This window comes from Qipengyuania mesophila, assembly GCF_019711655.1.
GTDB classification, from domain to species: domain Bacteria; phylum Pseudomonadota; class Alphaproteobacteria; order Sphingomonadales; family Sphingomonadaceae; genus Qipengyuania; species Qipengyuania mesophila.
The window spans coordinates 1,355,381-1,376,974 of record NZ_JAIGNU010000001.1 but is presented as its reverse complement, the minus strand read 5'-3'; the positions used below and the strand labels follow the sequence as shown (position 1 = coordinate 1,376,974).

Below are 21,594 nucleotides of genomic sequence, written 5' to 3'. Positions count from 1 at the left end.
CATGCACGAGTATCTCGAGGCCTCGGTGCTGGCGGGCATCCCGCACGGCTTTTCTACCGAGCGGGAGCTCGATTTGGCGGCCATCCTGCCGGGCGCGGAACTCGTCCGGGTGAAACAGGTCCATGGCAGCCGTGTGGTCGTGGCGAATTCCGAAACTTCGCTGGCGGTGGAGGCCGATGGCATCGTCTCCGACCGGCCAGGGCTGCTGTTGGGCATCGTGACCGCCGATTGCGCGCCGGTGCTGCTGGCCGATTCCGCCGCCGGGGTGATCGGGGCGGCGCATGCCGGGTGGCGCGGTGCGGTCGGGGGCGTGCTCGAGAACACGCTCGAGGCGATGGTTTCGCTCGGGGCGCGTTTGGCGAATATTCGCGCGGCGATCGGTCCCACGATCGCGCAGCACAGCTACGAGGTCGACGATGCCTTTCGCACCGCCTTCACCGAGAAAGACGAGCGCTTCTTCGCGACCGGACGTTCGGGGCATTGGCAGTTCGACCTTCCCGCCTATGTTGCGCATCGATTGGACGCTGCCGGACTGGCGCAGGTCGAGGATTTGGCCCAGGATACCTACGCGCAGCCCGACAGGTTCCATTCCTTCCGCCGGGCCACGCATCGCGGCGAAAAAACCGATGGCCGCCAGCTCAGCGTCATCGGCCTCCCCGCCTGAGCGCCGTCCCCGGATCGCACTGACCCTGCGCGCAACTCGCCAAAATGGCGGTTGGCAACCTGCCGTATAGCGGCTAGAGGCGCGTCCAAACCGGGCGTACCGGGGGCTTTCGCGCACGCATAATCATTCGGGCGCACCGGCTATCCCTCAGACCGGTCTAAGGATTCATAGATCGCGCCAAACCCCGTCCGGGCGGCGGCGCTAGACCAAGGCAGGCAAGGCAAGGCGCTGATGGCAGACACCGCTGCAACCGCAACTCCCGAAACGGCAGGCGAGACCGATACCGGCATCCGTCGCCGCGACTTCCTCGACATCGCAGCTGTGAGCGCCGCCGGCATCGGCGGCCTCGCGGTCGTCTATCCGCTGGTCAGCCAGATGGCGCCGTCGAAGGACGTGCTCGCCGCCAGCTCGACCGAGGTCGATGTCGCCTCGATCGAGCCGGGCATGGCGATCAAGGCCATCTTCCGCAAGCAGCCGCTGTTCGTGCGTCGCCTGACGCCCCAGGAAATCCAGATGGCCGAAGGTGTCGCCGTCGGCTCGCTGCGTGATCCGCAAACGCTCGAGGAGCGGACCAAGGAAGGTCACAAGGACATGCTCGTGACCATGGGCGTCTGCACCCATCTCGGCTGCGTTCCGCTGGGCGCCGCCGTCGGCGAACCGCGCGGCGAGTTCGGCGGCTATTTCTGCCCCTGCCACGGTTCGCACTACGACACCGCCGGCCGTATCCGTAAGGGTCCCGCGCCGAAGAACCTCGAAGTGCCGGAATACGAGTTCACCTCGGACACCGTCATCCAGGTCGGCTGAGCTTAGAGAGAAGAGACGATACCATGAGCTTTCCCTGGGCCAAGGAATACACCCCGACCAATCCGGTCATGAAGTTCTTCGACGAGAAGCTGCCGTTGCCGCGCCTCGTCTACAACGCCATCGGTGCCGGCTACCCCGTGCCGCGCAATCTCAGCTACTTCTGGAATTTCGGCGTGCTCGCCGGGTTCTTCCTGGTGCTGCAGATCGTCACCGGCGTGATCCTGGCGATGCATTACGCTGCCAACGCGCAGGTCGCCTTCGCGACGACCGAGCACATCATGCGCGACGTCAACTGGGGCTGGATGATGCGCTATGCGCACGCCAACGGCGCGAGCTTCTTCTTCATCGTCGTCTACCTGCACATCTTCCGCGGCTTCTTCTATTCGTCGTACAAGGCCCCACGCGAGATGATCTGGCTGCTCGGCGTGGTCATCTTCCTCCTCATGATGGCGACCGCCTTCATGGGCTACGTGCTGCCCTGGGGCCAGATGAGCTTCTGGGGCGCCAAGGTCATTACCGGCCTGTTCGGCGCGATCCCGCTGGTGGGCGAGCCGATCCAGGTGTGGCTGCTCGGCGGTTATGCGCCCGACAATGCCGCGCTGAACCGCTTCTTCAGCCTCCACTTCCTGCTGCCCTTCGTGATCGCGGGCGTCGTGATCCTGCACATCTGGGCGCTGCACATTCCCGGCTCGTCGAACCCGACCGGCGTCGAGGTGAAGCAGGAAAGCGATACGCTGCCCTTCCACCCGTATTATACGGCGAAGGACGGCTTCGGCCTCGGCGTTGCGCTACTGCTCTACTTCGGCCTGGTGTTCTTCCTGCCGAACTATCTCGGGCACCCCGACAACTACATCGAGGCGAACCCGCTCTCGACCCCGGCGCACATCGTTCCCGAATGGTACTTCTGGCCGTTCTACGCGATCCTGCGCGCCTTCACCGCGGACTTCTTCTTCATCCCGGCAAAGCTGATGGGCGTGCTCGCCATGTTCAGTGCGATCCTGGTGTGGTTCTTCCTGCCCTGGCTCGACAAGTCGCCGGTGCGCAGCGGCCACTACCGTCCGCTGTTCCGCAAGTTCTTCTGGTTCGGCCTGATCCCGGCGATGGCGGTGCTCTTCTACTGCGGCGGCGCGCCGGCTGAGGAGCCCTTCGTCATGCTCAGCCAGATCGCGACCGCATACTACTTCCTCCACTTCCTGGTGATCCTGCCGATCGTCAGCCAGGTCGAGAAACCCGAGCCGCTGCCCTATTCGATAACCGAAGCCGTTCTCGGCTCCGACGACAAAGCCGTCCTTGGCGAAAACGCCAAGCCGGCGGTCTGAGCGAGAAAGAGAGACTTGAGATAATGAGCAAACTTCTCAGCATCCGCTTGGTCGGCATTCTCGTCGGCGTGTTCTTCGTCCTGGCGGTCCTGTGGGCCTTCCTGACCGGCGCCTTCGCGGTCATCCAAGAAGGCGAACTCAAGCCGGCCACTGCCGAGCACGAGTTCCACGAGCACCCGAACCAATACGCCTGGTCGTTCGACGGGCCCTTCGGCAAGTGGGACACGCAGCAGCTGCAGCGCGGATTCAAGGTCTACAACGAGGTCTGCTCGGCCTGCCACAGCCTCAAGTACGTCGCCTTCCGCGACCTCGAGGCGCTTGGCTACGACGAGAGCCAGGTCAAGGCCTTCGCCGCGTCGAAGCAGGTTCCGGGCGTCGATCCGCAGACCGGCGAAGCGACTACGCGCCCCGGCCTGCCGACCGACTATTTCCCGTCACCCTATCCCAATGCGGTGGCGGCGGCTGCGGCCAACAACAATGCGATCCCGCCTGATCTTTCGCTGATCACCAAGGCGCGGCACGACGGCAGCAACTACGTCGCGTCGCTGCTGACCGGCTATCGGGAAGTCCCGGCCGAGCTGAAGAAGGAATTCCCCGACTTCGCGCTTTCGCCGACCGGCCACTACAACCCCTATTTCGCCAATCTCGGCCTGGCGATGGCTCCCCCGCTGACCACCGCAGGCCAGGTTACCTTCGACGACGGCACCGAAGCCACCGTCGAACAGATGGCGAAGGACGTGGCAGCCTTCCTGACCTGGACCGCCGAGCCGCAGCTGGTGAAGCGCAAGCAGACCGGCTGGCCGGTGCTGATCTTCCTGCTCTTCGCAACCGTTCTCGCCTATCTGTCGAAAAAGCAGATCTGGGCAGCCGCGAAGCGCAAGGACGACTGATCCAGCGCCGCACAAAAATGACGAACGCCCCTTGCATCCAGCCGATGCGAGGGGCGTTTCGATTCCGGGGAGAGACGCGATGACGCCCGAAGAGCTCAAGGCGCTCATCCGGACGATTCCGGATTTCCCCAAGACGGGTATCCAGTTCCGCGACATCACGACGCTCCTCGGCCACGGTCCCGGTTTTGCCGCCACGGTCGAATGGCTCGCGGGCGAGGTCGAGGGCGCCGAGGCGGTTGCCGGGATGGAGGCGCGCGGTTTCATCTTCGGCGCTGCGGTCGCGGCACGTTTGTGCCTGCCCTTCCTCCCGATCCGTAAACCGGGCAAGTTGCCTTGCAGGGTCATCGGTGTGGACTACGAACTCGAATACGGGCTCGACCGTCTCGAGATGGATCCGGGCTCGGTCGCCTCTGGTCAGCGAGTGGCGATCGTCGACGACCTTCTCGCCACCGGAGGAACGGCGCTGGCCGCCGCCGAGCTGCTGCGTCTCGCGGGAGCGAGCGTCGACCGCGCCGCCTTCGTGATCGACTTGCCCGATCTGGGCGGGAAAGACAGGCTCGCCCACGAGGGGGTGGTGGTACGAGCGCTGATGCAGTTCGCGGGCCACTGATACCGACCTCGGGACTGGATAAATTCTCCATCTCGGGCATTGATAGGGCTCGCGCCGGTGGCGGCGCGGAGTTCCGCGGCCATCCGCGCAGCCAGAGAGGGGCATGGAACAGTCTTTAGTCATCGCGATGGTCGGCATGCTGGGCATCGGCGCCCAGTGGCTGGCCTGGCGTACGGGCTGGCCGGCGATCGTGCTGATGCTGGCAGCCGGCTTCATGGCCGGCCCCATCCTCGGCCTGTTCGATCCCGAACACGCTTTCGGTGAGTTGCTCGATCCGATGATCGCCATCGGGGTCGCATTGATCCTTTTCGAAGGCGGGTTGAGCCTCGATTTTCGCGAGTTGCGCCACGCTGGCGATGGTGTCTGGCGACTGGTCTTGCTCGGCGCCCCGATCGCCTGGGTATTGGGGGCCTTTGCAGCGCACTCCATTGGCGGGCTCGAGTGGCCCGTGGCTATCCTTTTTGCCGGCATCCTTGTGGTCACGGGACCCACGGTGGTGATGCCGCTCCTGAGGCAATCCTCGGTTAAGGCGCGTCCGGCGGCGATCCTCAAATGGGAAGCGATCGTCAACGACCCGATCGGTGCGCTGTTCGCAGTCGTCGCCTACGAATATTTTCGCGCAGTGGCTGAATCGCCGGGTGCCGGCCTGTTCGACGTGGTGCCGCCGCTGGTCTTCGCCGCTATCATCGCCGGGCTGATCGGCTATATCGCCGCGGCGGCGATCGCATGGGCCTTCCCGCGGGGTACGATTCCCGAATTCCTCAAGGTCCCGGTGCTGCTTACGTCCGTGATCGTGGTCTTCGTCCTGTCAAACCAGATCGAACACGAGGCGGGACTGGTCGCGGTCACCGTAATGGGGATTGCGCTCGCCAACATGAATGTCTCCTCGCTGCGCAGCATCCATCCGTTCAAGCAGAACATCGCAGTACTCCTCATTTCGGGTATCTTCATTCTGCTTTCGGCCAGTCTCGAATTCGAGCAACTGGCCTATCTCAACTGGAATTTCGGCCTGTTCCTCCTGGCGCTGCTGTTCCTCGTGCGGCCGGCGACGATCATGCTCAGCCTGCTGGGTAGTTCGGTGCCGTGGAACGAACGACTGTTTTTGGCCTGGATCGCGCCCCGGGGTATCGTGCTGGTCGCCATTTCGGGTCTGTTCGCCCTGCGGCTCGAAGATATCGGCTATGACGGAACGGCGTTGATCGGCCTCAGTTTCGCCGTGGTGGTGGCGACCATCGTCGCGCATGGTTTTACCATCGACCTGGTCGCCCGGCTGCTCAATCTCAAAGGTAGCAATCGGCCCGGCATAATCATCGTCGGCAGCACGCCCTGGACCATCTCGCTCGCGCTGATGATGCAGGAGCTCAAGGCGCCGGTGATGGTCGTCGATTCGAGCTGGCAGCGCCTCGCGCTCGCGCGCCAGAAGGGGCTGCCCTTCTATCACGGCGAGATCCTCAACGAGGCGACCGAGCATAATCTCGACCTCTCGCCCTATGCCGTACTGGTCGCGGCGACCGAGAACGAGGCTTACAATGCGCTCGTCTGCAACGAATTCGCCTATGAAATCGGCCGCGACACGGTCTTCCAGCTGGGCGACGCGGTCGATGACGACGACCGTCACGCGCTTCCCAGCAGCATTCGCGGTCGGGCGCTGTTCGAATCCGGTTTCGGTGTCGAGGACGTCAACGAACGGCTCTCGCGCGGGTGGGTCTTCCGGAAAACCAAGCTCTCCGAGGAGTTCGATTTCGAAGCAGCCCAGCAGCGACTGCCCGAGGGTGCCTCGCTGCTGCTGCTGGTCCGCGAAAACGGCACGATCCGCTTCTTCACCCATGCCGCGCGTCCCGAACCGCGGGCCGGTGACGTGATCGTCAGCTTCGCCCCGCCGCAGGAGCGTACCGCGCAGGAGGCTGCCGCAAAGCGCGAACGCAAGCGCACCAAGACAGCCGAACAGGGAGGATGACATGAATTACCGGCTCGCCCTTGTTCTCGCACCCGCCGTCGCCAGCCTGGCGCTGGCAGCGTGCAAGGATGATCGCGGCCCGCCGCCTTCGGAAGAGGGCGACGCCCAGAAACGCTCGATCTTCCGGCCGGAGTTTCAGGTCGAACCGATCGAGGCGCTCGATCCGCAGGGCTCGCTGGAAACACGCGTGCAGTTCCCCGAAGGGAGCGAACTGACCGAGGAGGCGCGGGCCGACCTCGCCACGGTCCTCGCTTCGCCGCAAATCGCCGAAGGCGGGGCGATCGTCCTGCGCGGCCACAGCGACAGTGGGGGCAGCGACGAGGTGAACATGCGGGTTTCGCAGGAGCGTGCCGAGGCGGTGCGCGACTGGCTGGTCGAAAACGGCGTGGCCGAAGACCGAATCACCGTCATCGCCTTCGGCGAACAGAACCCTGATCGGCCCAATGCACTGCCCGACGGCTCTCCCGACGAAGCGGGCAGGGCCGCAAATCGCCGGGTGGAAATTGAAATCCGAGGCAAGGCAGCGACCCCACAGAAAAAGGAGCCGACGCTCGCGGAAAGCCTCGCGGAGGCTGCGGCGGAAGGCGAAGCGGAGCCCGACGAACCGGCGCAATAGCGTGTTGACGCGGGCGCGGCTTCGGTGGCATTGGCGCCTCACCCGGGCGGGTATAGCATAGTGGTAATGCTCCAGCCTTCCAAGCTGGCTAGAGGGGTTCGATTCCCCTTACCCGCTCCACTTTCCCAATGGCGCAGATGATCCCCGGGCCCGGTATCCGGGCCCGTTGGGAAACGATTATCTTTCAAGAGGTAGTGCGAAGTCGGGTGCACCGCGCCCACTGGCGCCGTACACCCGACCCTTGCGAACCGAAGGGCGGGTGCTGTTCGGCACCTTTCTCGACGGACCCTTGGAATAGCGGTTGTGTATCTTTTGTTGCAGTCCCCCAAGCAGAGGACCTCGCGGCATTTCAGCCGACAGGCATGTTGTCGATCAACCGCGTCCCGCCGATCCTTGCAGCAACGAACAGTCGAGTACCCGGACCGGGATCGACGGCCGGTGCAAGATCGCCGCCGTCGCGTAGCTCGGCATAGTCGACGCTGTCGAAGCCCGCTGTGACCAGCGCACTGGTGAGTTCGGAAAGCACCGTGCCCGCCGTGTCGCCCGCCACGAAGCGTGCGATGGCATCGCGCATCTCGCGAGGCAGTGCGGCGGCAGCGACACGCTGGTCGGCGGACAGGTAGGCGTTGCGGCTCGACATGGCGAGACCGTCGGCCTCGCGCACGATCGGCACGCCGTGGATCGCCTCAACATTCGGCAGGGTCAGGTCGAGGTCGCGTGCCATGCGGCGGATCACCGCCAGCTGTTGCCAATCCTTCTCGCCGAAGAAGGCCATGTCCGGCCGAACCTGGTTGAACAGCTTGCAGACCACCGTGGCCACGCCGTCGAAATGGCCGGGGCGATCGGCGCCGCACAGGCCGTCGCTGACCCCCGCGACCGAGACGTTGGTGGCATAGCCCTCAGGATAGACCTCCTCCGGAGAGGGTGCCCACAGCAGCGCAACGTCTTCCGCCTCAAGCAGCGCCGAATCGCGCGCAAGTTGGCGGGGATAAGAATCGAGGTCTTCATTGGCCCCGAATTGCCGCGGATTGACGAAGATCGACACCGCGACATGCTCGGCGGCCTTGCGGGCCTCTCGCACCAAAGTCAGGTGGCCTTCGTGCAGCGCTCCCATCGTCGGGACGAGGGCGAGCCCTCCCTTGGCGCGGAGCGCTTCGGTCGCGGGGCGAAGTGCGGCGAGGGTGGTGACGGTCTGCAGCGGTCCTGCTCCTGCAACGACAAGGGGCGGAGCGATCTCTGCCGCCCCGCCCCCCATGTTGCAAGCGCTGCCGGATCAGCGCGCCTCGGGTGCCGCCGCCGCCGCATCCTCGGGCAGGCCCCCGAGTTGGGTCACCAGATCGGTATAGGCGTTGAGATAGGCGAGCACGATGATCTGCCCGATGGCGGTGTTCTCATAGCTGCCGAAGCCGCCCGCGGCTCCGCCACCACCGCCGAACAGGCCGCCCCCGGCGGCCCAACCGAGATCCTGCTTGCGGAAATAGCCTTCGACCAAGGCTTCCTCCACCGTCGTTCGGGCGTTGACCAGCGAGAGGACGACATTGGCCTCGCCCTTCTTGACGCGGATGCCGCCGGCAAGCGCTCCTGCTGTGCGACCGAACAGGCCCCCGACGACGCCGCCGAGGACGCCGCCACCGCCGCCCGAATTGCTGTTGGCGCTGACGATGTCGGGCTGGAGGAAATAGTCTGCCGTCACCACTTGGCCGAGGCCGACGTTCTGGCCTTCCTGCAGCTCGCCCTGCTCCTGCAGCGCGCGTTCCATCGCGCGGCTCTGCATCGCGCGTCCGCGGCTCACCATGGTGAAGCAGCCGGAGCGCTGGATGAAGACGCGGATGATCTGTTCCGGGCTGCCGAGGTTGAGTTCGCGCCACCATTTGTCGTCGGGTTCGACCACTGCGATCGTGCCGAGATTGCGCGAACACCGCGGAATTTCCATGGTCGCGCGATCCTGCGCCTTGCGGCCGGACGAGCGGCCCTGGGCGAGCACGGGTTCGGCGGCCATGCCGGTCATCGAAAGCGCGGCAAGCGCGGTGAAAAGAAGCTTCTTCATGTCCTGGGATCCCTCCTATGGTTCGTCTCCGGTCGCCGGCTTTTTGCCGATCAACGCCGGTCGAATGCGACCCAGGCGAGGGCGATCATATCAAATGATGCAGGGCAGGCTAGTACGCATCCGCCATTGTGGGTTATCCTGACCCGTCGCCTGAGCACGCGTTGCCGCCGGGCAGAGGGTTGGATAGGGACACCGCCAGCATGATATTGACGGCCCAATCCCGATGAGTTCGCACCCCCACCGTATTGTCTTTGCCAATGAAAAGGGCGGTACCGGAAAATCGACCACGGCCGTGCATGTCGCCGTCGCGCTCGCCTGCCGCGGCGCAGAGGTTGTCGCCTTCGATCTCGATCATCGCCAGCGTACCATGTGCCGCTATTTCGAGAACCGCGCCGAGACCATGCAGCGCCGCGGGATCGATCTTCCCACCGTTCGCTGCCATGTGGTCGAAGGCATGGACGGTGCCGCGATGGAAGCCTTCGTAGCCGACAAGGCTGAAGGCGCGGACTTCGTGGTAATCGACACGCCGGGCCGCGACGATCCGCTCGCGCGCCATTCGGCGACCACCGCCGACACGCTGGTCACGCCGATGAACGACAGTTTCGTCGATTTCGACCTCATCGGGCAAGTCGAAGGCGAGAATTTCAAGGTGAGGAAGCTGTCCTTCTATGCGGAACTCATCTGGGAAGCGCGGCTGACTCGCAGCCGGACCTCGATCGAGCAGAACCGCGCGCAGATGGACTGGGTCGTGGTGCGCAACCGCACCGGCTTCACCGAGGCCCGCAACATGGCCCGCATCGAGCAGGCGTTGAAGGAAATGTCCAAACGCGTCGGTTTTCGCGTGTCCAAGGGGCTGTCGGAACGCGTGATCTATCGCGAACTCTTCCCTTCGGGCCTGACCCTACTCGACAAGGGGCACCTCGGCGATCTCGGAACCAGCCATCTGGTCGCGCGGCAGGAACTTCGCAGCCTCGTCGCCAGTCTCCGGCTTCCCGAGGCGGGCGCCGAACAGGTCGCGGAAGCGGCCCAGTGATCCGCCTGCTTGCCCTTGCCGTGCTGGTTTCGGTGGCGTGCCGCTGGATCTTCGGCAAGTGGCCGTGGGAATATCTCACCGCGCAAAGCGCGGCGGACCGTGCGCTCGGCCGCGCACGCGCGATCCTCGATGTTCCGCGGGACGCCAGTGCCGAGGAGATCCGCGCCGCGCACCGTCGCATTGTTACAATAATTCACCCCGACAGAGGGGGTAGCGCCGATGCGCTGCAAGAGGCCAATGCCGCGCGCGACCTCTTGCTTGACCATATTTCCCGGACCCGACTGGAGCGTTCCGAATGACTCACACTTTCGACCCTACCGTCCTGCGCGAATACGACATCCGCGGGATCATCGGCGAAACGCTGGGACCGGATGATGCCCGCGCGATCGGGCGCTGCTTCGGCTCGATGCTCGCTGAGGCAGGCGGCAGCAAGGTCGCCGTCGGCTACGACGGCCGGGTCAGCTCGCCCATGCTCGAGCACGCGCTCGTCGAAGGGCTCACCGCATCGGGCATGGACGTGGTGCGCGTGGGCATGGGTCCGACGCCGATGCTCTACTATGCCGAGGCATCAGCCGCAGATGTGGATGGCGGCATCCAGATAACCGGCAGCCACAATCCAGCCAATTACAACGGCTTCAAGATGGTGTTCCAGGGGCGTCCGTTCTTCGGTGCGGACATTCAGGAACTCGGCCGCCGCAGTGCCGCGGGCGAATGGGTCGACGGCGCGGGCAAGGTCGAGGAGCGCGAGGTGCTCGAGGCCTATATCGATCGCATGCTCGACGCGCTTGCGGGGATCGAGGGCGCCGCTCTCGACAGCCTCCGTGTCGGCTGGGACGCGGGCAATGGCGCGGCAGGTCCCGCGCTCGAGAAGCTAGCCGCGCGCCTGCCCGGCGAACACCATCTGCTCTACACCGAAGTCGACGGCAATTTTCCCAATCATCATCCAGATCCCACGGTGGAGGCGAATCTCGCCGATCTGCGTGCGCTCGTCGCCGAGAAGTCGCTCGATTTCGGTATCGCCTTCGATGGCGATGGCGATCGCATCGGGGCGATCGACGGCGAAGGTCGGGTGATCTGGGGCGATCAGCTGTTGATGATCTACGCCGAAGATCTGCTCGCGCGGCGCGAAGGCGCGACGATCATCGCCGACGTCAAGGCCAGCCGCGCGCTGTTCGATCATGTCGCGGCGCATGGCGGATCTCCGCTGATGTGGAAGACCGGCCATTCGCTGATCAAATCCAAGATGAAGGAAACGGGCTCGCCGCTGGCTGGCGAGATGAGCGGGCACGTCTTCTTCGCCGACGAATATTACGGCTATGACGACGCGCTCTACGCCGGGGTCCGCCTGATCGCTGCGAGCGCCCGGCTCGGCAAGTCGGTCACCGAATTGCGCGGCGCGATGCCGCCGATGGTCAACACGCCCGAGATGCGCTTCCAGGTAGACGAAAGCCGCAAGTTCGCCGCGGTCGATGAGATTGCCGCACGCGTGGCGGCCAGCGATGCCGTGGCCGATTCCACCGACGGTGTCCGCGTGACCACCGACGACGGCTGGTGGCTGCTGCGCGCTTCGAACACGCAGGACGTCCTAGTCGCTCGCGCCGAAAGCGACAGCCAGAAAGGGCTCGACCGCCTGGTCGCCCAGATCGACGAGCAGTTGGCGCTGAGTGGCCTCGAGCGCGGCCCGCAGGCCGGGCACTAGGCCGCTGACGGGTCGCGCCGCCGGCAGCTGGCCCTGGTCGGAACTCGGCATCGCCGAGACGGCCGACAAGGAGGCCATTCTTGAAGCCTATCGTACGAAGATAGGGCGGATCGATCGATCGTCGCCCATTTCGGCGTATACCAGGCTCAGCGAGGCGCGTGAAAAAGCCCTCTCTCTGGCGGCGCAGAGCCCTACGGTGGTGGAAGGAGAAGGGACGCCTCATGCGCTGGCAGCGCCCCTAGAGCCCCTCGACGGCCAGCCGACCGAACAAGAGGCGGACGCTGCGCAGCAAGCGTCCGAAGCTCGCTCCGTCTATGTGGATGCTGGCGTGGCGGATGCCGCGCGGGATACCGATTCAGGCGGTCCGTGGCTGGATGATTCTAAGGACGCGAGACGGGAAGAGTACTCGCAACAGTGGTCCGCTGGGTTCTCCCAAACGGTCGATCGCTGGCGGATGGTCGCATTGGGCATCTTTGCGATCTTGTTTCTGGTGGTGAAGCTTGTCGCTTTGGTTCGCGGTGATGAACCGGAAACGGCCTACCCGCAAAGTGCGGAAGAGGTCCTGGCAGACGAGGAGAAGGTCGCAAGGGCTGCCCCTGTCGTGCCGGAACTTTTCGGCAATGGATACTCGATGGCCACACTGCGAGCCACCAATCCCGATCTTGCAGCAGTGATAGTCCATGCGGCTCACAACCAATTTGCAACGACCGATATAGAGAGCGCTCGCGGGGTCCTGCGCACGGTAATCATATATGCTCGCCCTGCCATGGAGCGCGACATGCTCATTGAAGAAACTGCAGTCTATCTGATGTGGTTGCGTAGCGCCGAAGCCGCGCAGGATGGATCGTGCCGCGACGTGACCGGGCACAGCTTTTTCGACGGCCTGCCCAAGCTCTCGCCCGACGACCTCGAAAAAGAGCAGGCCTTCGCGCGCAAATTCGCGCAGGGCGGGAGCTACGGCAATGACGATGACATCCATAACCGCGCCCTCCCACCCGTCCCGGGCTGGGCTCTCGTAGAAGCAGAGAAGAAGACCGGGTTGGACCGTGCTGTCATCGGGGCAGCATTGGAAGATCTCGCGCATCCCGAGCGCTGCCGGGTGACCATCGCTGTGCTCGAAGCCTTGCTCGCGCAGCCCGACGACGTGCCCGAACGCCTGCTGATTGGCTTGTAATGACGACGGGGTACGCCTCGCAGACGACAGCGCTATTCCTGTTGTGAGCGATCCTCGCCTCCCCTCAGAGATCCGCAACTGGTTCGCCGGTCGCGGCTGGCGGGTCAGGCGGCATCAGGCGGCGATGTTGGCGGCAGCGGATGCCGGGCGCCATACCCTCCTGGTTGCCGATACCGGCGCCGGCAAGACGCTGGCCGGGTTCTTGCCGACCCTCGCCGACTTCACTCCCTCGCGGCTCGCGGGGGAAGCGCCGCCCGAAGGCCTGCACACGCTCTATGTCTCGCCGTTGAAGGCGCTGGCGCATGACGTGCAGCGCAACCTGCTCACCCCGATCGAGGAGATCGGCCTGCCGATCCGCGTCGAGACGCGCAGCGGCGACACCCCCTCCGACCGCAAGAAGCGCCAGCGCACACGGCCCCCGCATGTCCTGCTGACGACGCCCGAAAGCCTTTCGCTGCTGCTGTCCTATCCCGACAGTTTCGAGCTGTTCCGGGGCCTCAAGCGCGTCGTGATCGACGAGGTCCACGCCTTCGCCACGGGCAAGCGCGGCGATCTATTGGCACTGGCGCTCAGCCGCCTGCAGGCAATCGCGCCGGGAATGCAGCGCGCCGCGCTCTCCGCCACGCTCGCCAATCCGGAAGGGTTTCGCGAATGGCTGGCTCCGTGGGGTGAGATCGACGCCGTGGAACTGGTCGAGGGTGAGACCGGTGCACCGGCGGAAGTCGAGATCCTCCTGCCCGACGAAGAGCGCGTGCCCTGGGGCGGCCATGCCGCGACTTGGGCGATTCCGCAGCTCTACGAGCAGATCCGCGCCAATCGCACGACGCTGATCTTCACCAATACCCGCTTCCTCGCCGAATACATCTTCCAGAACCTGTGGGACGTTAACGAGGACAATCTGCCGATCGGCGTCCATCACGGAAGCCTGAGTAGGGAGGCGCGACGCAAGGTCGAAGGCACGATGGCGCGTGGGCAATTGCGCGCGCTGGTGGCCACGGCGAGCCTCGACCTCGGGGTCGACTGGGGCGATATCGACCTGGTGGTGCAGATGGGGGCGCCCAAGGGCTCCAGCCGGTTGCTGCAACGTATCGGGCGCGCCAACCACCGGCTCGACCAGCCCAGCCGCGCGCTGCTGGTGCCGGGCAACCGCTTCGAGTTCCTCGAGGCAACTGCGGCGAAGGAGGCCGTGGACGAGGGCCAGCGCGACGGCGAGGAGTTCCGCCCCGGCGGGCTCGACGTGCTCGCACAGCATGTGATGGCCTGCGCCTGCGCGGCGCCGTTCCAGGAGGACGAATTGCTCGCCGAGGTCCGCTCGGGCCTGTCCTATGCCTGGGTCGATCAGGCGGCGTGGCAGCGCGTGCTCTCCTTCGTCGAAACCGGCGGATATGCGCTCAAGGCCTACGACAAGTTCAAACGGATCGTGCGCGATGAGACAGGCGTCTGGCGCCTGACCCACCCCGAGCAGGCCGCCCGGCACAGGCTGAATGCGGGGATCATCATCGATTCCGAGATGCTCGAGGTGCGCATCAGTGCCGGGCGGGGCCGGGGCGGGCGCAGCCTGGGCAAGGTTGAGGAACGCTTCGCCGCATCGCTCAGCCCAGGCGACACCTTCGCCTTCGCCGGGATGAGCCTCGAGGTGGTCAAGCTCCAGGACATGGAGGTGGTGGTGAAAGCGGCCAAGGCCAGCGCCATGATCCCCAGCTACGGCGGCGCGCGCATGCCGCTCACGACGCATCTGGCGGAGCGCGTCCGGGCCATGCTGGTCGACCGCGCGGGCTGGGCGCGCTTTCCCGACGATGTCCGCGAATGGCTGGAGGTGCAGGACTGGCGTTCGCAGATGCCCGGGCCCGGGCAATTGCTGGTGGAGAGCTTCCCGCATGCCAAGCGGCACTACAGCGTCTATTACACCTTCGAAGGCTGGAACGCGAACCAGAGCCTCGGCATGCTGATTACCCGGAGGATGGAGGATCGCGGGCTGATGCCCGGCGGTTTCGTCGCCAACGACTATTCGCTGGCGGTATGGGGGCTGAAACCCGTGACCGACCCGGCGCCGCTGCTGTCGCCCGATATCCTGCAGGACGAGTTCATCGAGTGGGTCCAGAATTCGCACCTGCTGCGCCGCGCGTTCCGCGAGGTGGCGGTGATCGGAGGGCTGGTCGAGCGCCAGCATCCGGGCAAACGCAAGACGGGCAAGCAGGTCACCTTCTCTACCGATCTCATCTACGATGTGCTGCGCAAATACGAACCCGACCACGTCCTGCTCGAGGCGGCCTGGGCCGATGCGCGAACCCGGCTGACCGATGTCGGACGGCTCGGCGATCTGCTCGATCGCTCGGCCGAGCAGCTCGTCCATGTCGAGCTCGACCGGGTCAGCCCGCTCGCGGTGCCGGTGATGGTCATGATCGGGCGCGAGGCGACACCCCAGGGCGCGGTGGACGACGAATTGCTGCTGGAAGCAGAGAGCCTCGCGGGCGCGGCGATGCGGGTCGACGGCTCGCCGCCTGACGAAGGCTAGTCCGCGGAGAAGCTTCGGTATTTCTCATTGCCGACGAAGGCGAAACGCTCGACGCCCGAATCCTTGATGAGAGCGATGGTCTTCGCCGAGGCATCGTAGCTCGCGTGCGCGTCGGGTTCGAAACGCAGCACGGGTTGGGGTGCGGCCTTGGCCGTCGCCGCAAGCTGATTGAGCAGTGCCTGCCGGTCGAGCGGCTGGCCGTTCCAGTAAAGCCTGTCGGCCTCGTCGACATGGACCGTGTTGACCCGCTCGATGGCAAAGCTCGGCCCACCATTGGGCAGCGGCACCAGCAGGGTATGGGTGGCGATGGGGATCACCATGATGAACATGATCAGCAGCACCAGCAGCACGTCGATCAGCGGCGTGATGTTCATGTCCGACATCGGACGCAGTGGCGGGGCATGGCGGTGGTGCCGGTATCCATAGGGCATGCAAGCTCTCCTCATCGCATGTGATGAGATTACATTACACTTGAGATAGAATGCAAGCCTGCTGTGGACATGGCTGGCGGGCAAAAAGAAAGGGGCGGATCGCTCCGCCCCTTTCGCTGTTCCGGGATCGTCCGCGCCGTGTCAGGCGCCGGACTTGCCGAATGTCCGATAGCGTTCGTTGCCGACGAAGCCGAACTTCGTCACGCCGCTGGCCTTGATGATCTGCAGCACCTTGGCCGAGAGGTCGTAGCTGGCGAGGGGCTCGGGCTCGAACTGGAGTTCGGGCTCGACCGCCATCTTGGTCGACTCGTCCAGCAGCGTACGCAGCTGACCCATGTCGATCGCATTGCCATTCCACAGGATCTCGTTGTTGGCGGTGAGCACCAGCTTGTTCTTGTCCGGCTCGACTGTCACGTCGGGCGGGGTCTGGCTGGGTGCGGGCAGGTCGATATCGACCGAGTGCGTTGCCACCGGAATGGTGATGATGAACATGATGAGGAGAACGAGCAGGACGTCGATGAGCGGCGTCATGTTCATTTCCATCATCGGCGCGCCATCATCCTTGCCGCCTGACATTGCCATAGTGGGTTACTCCCTAATCTGCTTTGCCGAACCGCGCGATCAACCGTTGGGGTCGACCGGGTTCGAGATGAAGCCGACGGTGGGATAGCCCGCCGCCTGGACGTTGTAGATCGCACCGGCCACGCAGGACCACGGAGCGTTGACGTCGCCGCGAATGTGCACCTGCGGGATCTTCTCCGGATCGTTCATGATCGCTTCGGGACCGCCAGCGCGCTGGACGATCGCATCAAGGCGCTCGAACGCCTGATCGTAGAGTTCTTCCGAGGTCACCGGCGTGGTGTTGTTGAAATACACGCGGCATTCGCCATTGCGCGCGGCACCCTGGAAGCCCGGCTCACCGGCGCTGACGCCGTTTTCGTCGCTGGTGCTGACGGTCAGGAGGAGGTTTTCGACCTTGTCCTTGGATTCTACCGATTCGAAAACCGGGATTTCCAGCTTTTCGATGGTCTGGATCGCGACCGGAACCGCGATGAGGAAGATGATCAGAAGCACCAGCATCACGTCCACGAGTGGCGTGGTGTTGATGTCCGACATCGGAGTGCCTTCTCCTCCTCCTGTCGAAATCGCCATGGTTCAAATCCTATCGTACGAAAATTCTTGGGATCGAGGCGGCTGGGCGGGAGCTGCCGGAGCAGCCCCCGCCGACAGCTTCGATTACTTCTTGACCGTGGTGGTCGTGGTGGTGGTCGCAGCCGGAGCGGTGCGAGCAGCCTTGCCGGCCGCCTGGGTCGAAGTGGCGGTCAGGAAGGTCGGCTTCACGGTGCCGTTCGAGCTGATGTTGGCCAGCAGATCGGTCGAGAACGCGTGCAGCATTTCCGAGATGCGACGGTTACGACCCTGCAGCCAGTTGTAGGCAAACACGGCGGGAACCGCGACCAGCAGGCCGATGGCGGTCATGATCAGCGCTTCACCGACCGGACCGGCGACCTTGTCGATCGAGGCCGAACCGGCGATACCGATGTTGATCAGCGCGCGGTAGATGCCGATTACGGTACCGAGCAGGCCGACGAAGGGAGCGGTCGCACCGACCGTCGCGAGGAACGGCAGACCGCCGGCGAGGCGGGCGTTGATGGTGTCTTCCGAACGCTGCAGCGAACCGTGCATCCAGTCGTGCGCTTCGAGCTTGTCGGTCATCTTGGTGTGCTGGTCTTCGGCGGTGATCGCGTCGTCGACGAGCTGGCGCCATGCGCTGTTCTTCTCGAGCTTGGTCGCGCCTTCCTTGAGGGTGTTGGCCTTCCAGAACTGGGTCCGGACATTCTTGTACTGGCTCATCACCTTGCGCTGTTCGAACAGCTTGGTGAAGAGGATGTAGAACGAGCCGACCGACATGATCACCAGCACGGTGAGGATCGACCAGGCGATGATGCCGCCCTGTTCCATGGCTTCGAGAAAGCCGAAGGAGTTCTGCGGGGCCGCCTCACCGGCAGCAGCAAGAAGTTCGAAGGTCATAACGAGTGGTCCTTTTGAAAATTCGTTGTCCGGTTAGAGCGGACGCGTCAATTAGTTGAGCTTGTATTGGATCGACTGCGACAGGGTATCCGAGATCGGATTGCCCGCTGCGTCCTGTGCCGGATTGTACCGCGCATAGCGCATCATGCCGTCGCATGCCGCACTATCCAGATCGCTTGATCCGCTGGAGCGCGTCACGTTGCACGAAGACACACGGCCATCCGGACCGATCGTCACGCTCATCCCAACGACCCCTTCGATGCCTTCACGTTCGGCACGGCGAGGGTAGTTGCTCTGGATGCGCGCGGCCCAACCGTTCTGGCCCTTGGGCGACGCGCCCTTTGCCTTCGACGGCGGCGGCGGCGGAGCCGGCGGCGCGGGCGGTGGAATCACCAGCCGCGGCGGTGCCGGCGGCGGGATCGTTACCTGCGTGCGGATCGGCGGCGGGGCCGGCGCGATATTGATCGGCGGCGGCGGCGCGACCGGCGGCGGCGGGGTGTCGGGCACCTGTTCCGGCGGCGGCGGCGGCTCTTCCTCGGGCGGCGGGGGCTCCTCGATATCGATCGTCGTCACGCGCTCGACCACCTGCTGGACCGCATTGTATGCGAGACCGGTGATGAGGGCGTAACCGAGAGCAATATGGATGAGGGCAACAATGATGATCGCGACCATGCGATTGCCGCTCATCTGTTGGTCAGCATAAGCCATTCGGTTGCATCACTCCATCGGTCGCCCCGGGAAATGCCGGGGCATCGGGACACCGCCCTTGCGACCCGCCGGGATGGCGTGAAAGGGGGCATCGTTAACGCATTCGCGCCGCTAGCGCTTCTAGAAGCTCTAGCGACGAAGGTGCACAGAAGTTCCCGATAAGAACCCGGACACCTCTCCCCAAGCAATAATGTATCATGCACTCGGGTCCGGCCCGACCCTTTAGCTACGATGCCCCCTCACCGCAAATGCTTTATCGGTTAACCGCCGATTCAGTGGCTTGGGGGAAGGAACTGACCATTACAGCCAGGGGTTCACCGAATCGGACCCCCCAAAACCTGCGAAAAGATTCTCCTGCCATGCCGATCCTCCCTCCTTCCGCAAAAATGCTTTTCCTGTCAGCGGCGCTGGCAGCGGCATCGGCTCCGGCCGTCGCCCAGGACGGCGTGCCTGCCCCGTCGCTTACCTATGCCGACATGGTGGACCTGGCCGATGGCGCGCCGCTTGTGCTTCGCGCGCAGATCCGCAAGCAGGCCACGGTGGAGAAGGAGCGCTCCCCCGGTCTCGCGCCCGGCTTCGTGCGCCTCTACATCGAGGCGCGCACGACGGCGCTGATCGCCGGCAATGCCCCGGTGGGCGAGGCGCTGCATTACCTCGTCGACGTGCCCGTGGATGCGAAGGGCAAGCCGCCCAAGCTCAAGAAGCAGGATGTCATCCTTTTCGCCCGGGCCGTGGCCGGGCATCCCGGCCAGCTCCAGCTGGTCGATCCGCAAGCCCAGCTGCCCTATAGCGAAGCCGTCGAGCAGCGCCTGCGCCCGATCCTCACCGAGCTGCTGTCGCCCGAGGCACCGCCGCGCGTGACGGGGATCCGCGATGCCCTCGCGGTGGAGGGCACGCTGGTCGGTGAATCGGAAACCCAGCTTTTCCTCGATACGCAGAACGACGGGCCGGTGTCGGTGACGGTGGTCCGGCGCCCGGGCCAGGCTCCGCGCTGGGGCGTTTCCTGGACCGAGATCGTCGATCAGGCGGCGCGCCCGCCACGCCGCGAAACGCTCGAATGGTACCGCCTCGCCTGCTCGCTGCCCGAGACGCTGCCGGCCAGCGCCAACCTGTCGCGCGACCCGCAGGCGCGCGCGCTGGCGTCGCGCGACTATGCGCTGGTCCGCTCCGAACTCGGAGCCTGCACCCGTACGCGCGACTAGAGGCCGCGCTTCACCTCGGCCAAGACAAACTGGTTCCATCGGCGCACCTGCCTGCGCTAGGCGGGCGGGCATGGCTGAACCGCTTCGCATTGCCCTTGCCGGGCTCGGCACCGTTGGAACCGGTGTCATCGAACTTCTCGAAACCAACCGTTCGACGATCGAGCGGCGGGCCGGTCGCCCGCTGGAGATCGTCGCGGTCAACGCGCGCGACCGCGCGCGCGATCGCGGGGTCGACCTCTCCCCCTATGCCTGGGTCGACGACATGCAGGCGATGGCGGAACGCGGCGATGTCGATGTGGTGCTCGAACTGGTCGGCGGGTCCGACGGGCCTGCCCTGACGCTCGCCCGCGCAGCGCTCGATGCGGGCAAGGGCTTCGTCACCGCGAACAAGGCGATGATCGCGCATCACGGCCTCGCCCTGGCCGAACAGGCCGCGCTGCGCGGCGTCCCACTGAAGTTCGAAGCCGCCGTTGCGGGCGGCATCCCGGTCGTGAAGGGCCTCCGCGAAGGCGCCGCGGCCAACCGCATCGAGCGAATCTACGGGATCCTCAACGGGACCTGCAATTACATCCTCTCCGAAATGGAGCGGACCGGTGCGGACTTCTCCGACATGCTGCGCGGTGCGCAGGAGAAGGGCTATGCCGAGGCCGACCCGACCTTCGACATCGAGGGTGTCGATGCGGCGCACAAGCTCGCGATCCTCGCCGCGATCGGTTTCGGCGCGCGGGTCGATTTCGACAATGTCAGCGCGACGGGTATCGGCGAGGTGCGCGCGGCCGACATCACCCAGGCCGCCACGCTCGGCTACGTCATACGCTTGGTCGGTATTGCCTCGCTCGACGAGAGCGGGGCCGAGCCGCGCTTGCTCCAGCGCGTGCGCCCCTGCCTGGTGGCACGCGGTCATCCGCTGGCGGCGGTGACCGGCCCCACCAACGCGGTGGTGGCCGAAGGCAATTTCTCCGGCGGCCTGCTGTTTCAGGGCGCGGGTGCCGGTGCCGGGCCGACCGCCAGTGCGGTGGTCGCCGATCTCATCGACATCGCCCGCGGCGATAGCGGCGCGCCCTTCTCGGTTCCCGTCGTGGAGCTCGAACAGTTCGCTCCCGCGGATCCCGGCAACCGCGTGGGTCGCGACTATATCCGCTTCACCGTCAACGACCGCCCCGGCGTGCTGGCCGAGATCACCGCCGCCATGCGCGACGCCGAGGTTTCGATCGAGAGCCTGATCCAGCGCGGCCGCGATCACGACGGGGGCGAGGTGCTTGTCGCGATGGTGACCCACGAGGGTCCCGAACGCTGCGTCACCAAGGCGCTCGACCTGCTCGAGGGATCGCCTAGCCTGACGGCTCCGCCGCTGGTGATGCCGATCCTGAAGGAGTGATCTCGGCGGGCGCCGGGGGTAGCCCGAGTTCGGACTCTGTCGGCTCCGGGACCGGCCCTTGTCCTTCGTTGCCGCGAGGCGCAAGGCCGCGCCCGACCCGGTCGGCATCCGAGCCCGGCGGAGCTTCGGGGATCGCGTCGAAATCGACGAGATAGGCAGGAGGCGGGACCTTGCCGAAGCCGATGCACATGCCCTTTTCCGGGTTCTTCTTGCAGGACTCGCCGAAATCCGGGGCACGCGGGTCGCCCTTGTTCATCGTCTCTTCGGCGTATCGCTGCTGTGCGCGCTCCTCGTCATAGCCGAACTCGCGCCCGCTCTGCCGCCTGCGGCAGACAACGATCTCGCCCGAAATGCTGGCCGCTTCCTGCTCGGCGCTGCAATCTTCAAGCGGCGCGTCGTAATCTTCCTGCGGCACGAGAATGTCGATCCTTTCGGGCGGCTCCGAATCCCGTTGCGCCGACACGGGCAAGGGCAGACATGCAGCTGCAGTCATCGCGAAGGGAGCCCACCAGCGTC

At 65.1% G+C, this 21,594-nt stretch carries 22 protein-coding genes and 1 tRNA gene; 15 read left to right on the top strand and 8 right to left on the bottom strand.

The window, feature by feature from the left end; genetic code table 11:
* The first annotated feature begins 1 nt into the window (after position 1).
* The 8 genes from pgeF (at position 2) to K3181_RS06825 (ending at position 6,980) form a co-directional block, all read left to right on the top strand.
* Entirely contained in the window at positions 2–664 is a 663-nt protein-coding gene (gene pgeF, locus K3181_RS06860) for a peptidoglycan editing factor PgeF (protein WP_221602120.1), read from the top strand.
* A gap of 231 nt (positions 665–895) precedes the next feature.
* Positions 896–1,468 carry a ubiquinol-cytochrome c reductase iron-sulfur subunit gene (gene petA, locus K3181_RS06855; RefSeq protein ID WP_221602118.1) on the top strand — a complete coding sequence of 191 codons (573 nt, stop codon included), beginning with the start codon at positions 896–898 and terminating at the stop codon, positions 1,466–1,468.
* 23 nt (positions 1,469–1,491) lie between these two features.
* Entirely contained in the window at positions 1,492–2,787 is a 1,296-nt protein-coding gene (locus tag K3181_RS06850; RefSeq protein WP_221602116.1) for a cytochrome b, read from the top strand.
* 23 nt (positions 2,788–2,810) lie between these two features.
* On the top strand, positions 2,811–3,677 hold the full coding sequence (locus K3181_RS06845; RefSeq protein ID WP_221602114.1) for a cytochrome c1: 867 nt from the start codon (positions 2,811–2,813) through the stop codon (positions 3,675–3,677).
* 79 nt (positions 3,678–3,756) lie between these two features.
* Entirely contained in the window at positions 3,757–4,287 is a 531-nt protein-coding gene (locus K3181_RS06840) for an adenine phosphoribosyltransferase (RefSeq protein WP_221602112.1), read from the top strand.
* A 103-nt stretch (positions 4,288–4,390) separates the two neighbouring features.
* A complete protein-coding gene (locus tag K3181_RS06835) occupies positions 4,391–6,244 on the top strand; it encodes a cation:proton antiporter (RefSeq protein ID WP_221602110.1) in 1,854 nt (617 codons plus the stop codon).
* Between the two features lies 1 nt (position 6,245).
* Positions 6,246–6,860 (top strand): OmpA family protein, encoded by a 615-nt coding sequence (locus tag K3181_RS06830; RefSeq protein WP_221602108.1) that lies wholly within the window; start codon positions 6,246–6,248, stop codon positions 6,858–6,860.
* Between the two features lie 46 nt (positions 6,861–6,906).
* Positions 6,907–6,980, top strand: a tRNA-Gly gene (locus K3181_RS06825).
* Between the two features lie 229 nt (positions 6,981–7,209).
* Here K3181_RS06825 and panC read toward each other — a convergent pair.
* Positions 7,210–8,058 carry a pantoate--beta-alanine ligase gene (panC, locus tag K3181_RS06820; protein ID WP_221602857.1) on the bottom strand — a complete coding sequence of 283 codons (849 nt, stop codon included), beginning with the start codon at positions 8,056–8,058 and terminating at the stop codon, positions 7,210–7,212.
* Between the two features lie 75 nt (positions 8,059–8,133).
* Positions 8,134–8,907 carry a penicillin-binding protein activator LpoB gene (locus K3181_RS06815; RefSeq protein WP_221602107.1) on the bottom strand — a complete coding sequence of 258 codons (774 nt, stop codon included), beginning with the start codon at positions 8,905–8,907 and terminating at the stop codon, positions 8,134–8,136.
* A gap of 223 nt (positions 8,908–9,130) precedes the next feature.
* Here K3181_RS06815 and K3181_RS06810 point away from each other — a divergent pair, with 223 nt between their 5' ends.
* From K3181_RS06810 to K3181_RS06790, 5 genes are read left to right on the top strand one after another with little or no spacing between them, the layout of a single operon-like run.
* Positions 9,131–9,940, top strand: a complete 810-nt coding sequence (locus K3181_RS06810; RefSeq protein WP_221602105.1) for a division plane positioning ATPase MipZ — start codon at positions 9,131–9,133, stop codon at positions 9,938–9,940.
* Entirely contained in the window at positions 9,937–10,239 is a 303-nt protein-coding gene (locus tag K3181_RS06805) for a J domain-containing protein (protein WP_221602103.1), read from the top strand. The genes K3181_RS06810 and K3181_RS06805 overlap by 4 nt, the downstream gene beginning before the upstream one ends.
* Positions 10,236–11,639: a phosphoglucomutase/phosphomannomutase PgmG gene (pgmG, locus tag K3181_RS06800; RefSeq protein ID WP_221602102.1), complete on the top strand. Its 1,404-nt coding sequence runs from the start codon at positions 10,236–10,238 to the stop codon at positions 11,637–11,639. The genes K3181_RS06805 and pgmG overlap by 4 nt, the downstream gene beginning before the upstream one ends.
* Positions 11,605–12,813 carry a hypothetical protein gene (locus tag K3181_RS06795; protein ID WP_221602100.1) on the top strand — a complete coding sequence of 403 codons (1,209 nt, stop codon included), beginning with the start codon at positions 11,605–11,607 and terminating at the stop codon, positions 12,811–12,813. The genes pgmG and K3181_RS06795 overlap by 35 nt, the downstream gene beginning before the upstream one ends.
* A gap of 43 nt (positions 12,814–12,856) precedes the next feature.
* Positions 12,857–15,328 (top strand): ligase-associated DNA damage response DEXH box helicase, encoded by a 2,472-nt coding sequence (locus K3181_RS06790; RefSeq protein WP_221602098.1) that lies wholly within the window; start codon positions 12,857–12,859, stop codon positions 15,326–15,328.
* Here K3181_RS06790 and K3181_RS06785 read toward each other — a convergent pair.
* The 5 genes from K3181_RS06785 to K3181_RS06765 all read right to left on the bottom strand — a co-directional run bounded on the left by K3181_RS06785 (position 15,325) and on the right by K3181_RS06765 (position 18,498).
* Entirely contained in the window at positions 15,325–15,759 is a 435-nt protein-coding gene (locus tag K3181_RS06785; RefSeq protein WP_221602096.1) for an ExbD/TolR family protein, read from the bottom strand. The genes K3181_RS06790 and K3181_RS06785 overlap by 4 nt on opposite strands.
* 141 nt (positions 15,760–15,900) lie before the next feature.
* A complete protein-coding gene (locus K3181_RS06780; RefSeq protein WP_221602095.1) occupies positions 15,901–16,341 on the bottom strand; it encodes an ExbD/TolR family protein in 441 nt (146 codons plus the stop codon).
* 39 nt (positions 16,342–16,380) lie between these two features.
* A complete protein-coding gene (locus K3181_RS06775; protein ID WP_221602093.1) occupies positions 16,381–16,911 on the bottom strand; it encodes an ExbD/TolR family protein in 531 nt (176 codons plus the stop codon).
* 84 nt (positions 16,912–16,995) lie between these two features.
* Positions 16,996–17,790: a MotA/TolQ/ExbB proton channel family protein gene (locus K3181_RS06770; protein WP_221602091.1), complete on the bottom strand. Its 795-nt coding sequence runs from the start codon at positions 17,788–17,790 to the stop codon at positions 16,996–16,998.
* Positions 17,791–17,841: 51 nt separating this feature from the next.
* Positions 17,842–18,498, bottom strand: coding sequence for an energy transducer TonB (locus tag K3181_RS06765; protein WP_221602089.1), 657 nt, complete (start codon positions 18,496–18,498; stop codon positions 17,842–17,844).
* Positions 18,499–18,884: 386 nt separating this feature from the next.
* On the opposite strand from K3181_RS06765, the gene K3181_RS06760 reads away from it, so the two are divergent.
* Entirely contained in the window at positions 18,885–19,700 is an 816-nt protein-coding gene (locus tag K3181_RS06760) for a hypothetical protein (RefSeq protein WP_221602087.1), read from the top strand.
* 70 nt (positions 19,701–19,770) lie between these two features.
* Positions 19,771–21,078, top strand: coding sequence for a homoserine dehydrogenase (locus K3181_RS06755; RefSeq protein WP_221602085.1), 1,308 nt, complete (start codon positions 19,771–19,773; stop codon positions 21,076–21,078).
* Here the strand turns inward: K3181_RS06755 and K3181_RS06750 are convergent.
* Positions 21,032–21,541 (bottom strand): hypothetical protein, encoded by a 510-nt coding sequence (locus K3181_RS06750; RefSeq protein WP_221602084.1) that lies wholly within the window; start codon positions 21,539–21,541, stop codon positions 21,032–21,034. The genes K3181_RS06755 and K3181_RS06750 overlap by 47 nt on opposite strands.
* Positions 21,542–21,594 lie beyond the last annotated feature (53 nt).

Excerpts from the sequence above, each read along its gene's own strand:
- pgeF (WP_221602120.1), top strand. The coding sequence starts at position 2 with ATGCACGAGTATCTCGAGGCCTCGGTGCTGGCGGGCATCCCGCACGGC.
- petA (WP_221602118.1), top strand. The coding sequence starts at position 896 with ATGGCAGACACCGCTGCAACCGCAACTCCCGAAACGGCAGGCGAGACC.
- K3181_RS06850 (WP_221602116.1), top strand. The coding sequence starts at position 1,492 with ATGAGCTTTCCCTGGGCCAAGGAATACACCCCGACCAATCCGGTCATG.
- K3181_RS06845 (WP_221602114.1), top strand. The coding sequence starts at position 2,811 with ATGAGCAAACTTCTCAGCATCCGCTTGGTCGGCATTCTCGTCGGCGTG.
- K3181_RS06840 (WP_221602112.1), top strand. The coding sequence starts at position 3,757 with ATGACGCCCGAAGAGCTCAAGGCGCTCATCCGGACGATTCCGGATTTC.
- K3181_RS06835 (WP_221602110.1), top strand. The coding sequence starts at position 4,391 with ATGGAACAGTCTTTAGTCATCGCGATGGTCGGCATGCTGGGCATCGGC.
- K3181_RS06830 (WP_221602108.1), top strand. The coding sequence starts at position 6,246 with ATGAATTACCGGCTCGCCCTTGTTCTCGCACCCGCCGTCGCCAGCCTG.
- K3181_RS06815 (WP_221602107.1), bottom strand. The coding sequence starts at position 8,907 with ATGAAGAAGCTTCTTTTCACCGCGCTTGCCGCGCTTTCGATGACCGGC.
- K3181_RS06810 (WP_221602105.1), top strand. The coding sequence starts at position 9,131 with ATGAGTTCGCACCCCCACCGTATTGTCTTTGCCAATGAAAAGGGCGGT.
- pgmG (WP_221602102.1), top strand. The coding sequence starts at position 10,236 with ATGACTCACACTTTCGACCCTACCGTCCTGCGCGAATACGACATCCGC.
- K3181_RS06785 (WP_221602096.1), bottom strand. The coding sequence starts at position 15,759 with ATGCCCTATGGATACCGGCACCACCGCCATGCCCCGCCACTGCGTCCG.
- K3181_RS06780 (WP_221602095.1), bottom strand. The coding sequence starts at position 16,341 with ATGGCAATGTCAGGCGGCAAGGATGATGGCGCGCCGATGATGGAAATG.
- K3181_RS06775 (WP_221602093.1), bottom strand. The coding sequence starts at position 16,911 with ATGGCGATTTCGACAGGAGGAGGAGAAGGCACTCCGATGTCGGACATC.
- K3181_RS06770 (WP_221602091.1), bottom strand. The coding sequence starts at position 17,790 with ATGACCTTCGAACTTCTTGCTGCTGCCGGTGAGGCGGCCCCGCAGAAC.
- K3181_RS06765 (WP_221602089.1), bottom strand. The coding sequence starts at position 18,498 with ATGGCTTATGCTGACCAACAGATGAGCGGCAATCGCATGGTCGCGATC.
- K3181_RS06760 (WP_221602087.1), top strand. The coding sequence starts at position 18,885 with ATGCTTTTCCTGTCAGCGGCGCTGGCAGCGGCATCGGCTCCGGCCGTC.
- K3181_RS06755 (WP_221602085.1), top strand. The coding sequence starts at position 19,771 with ATGGCTGAACCGCTTCGCATTGCCCTTGCCGGGCTCGGCACCGTTGGA.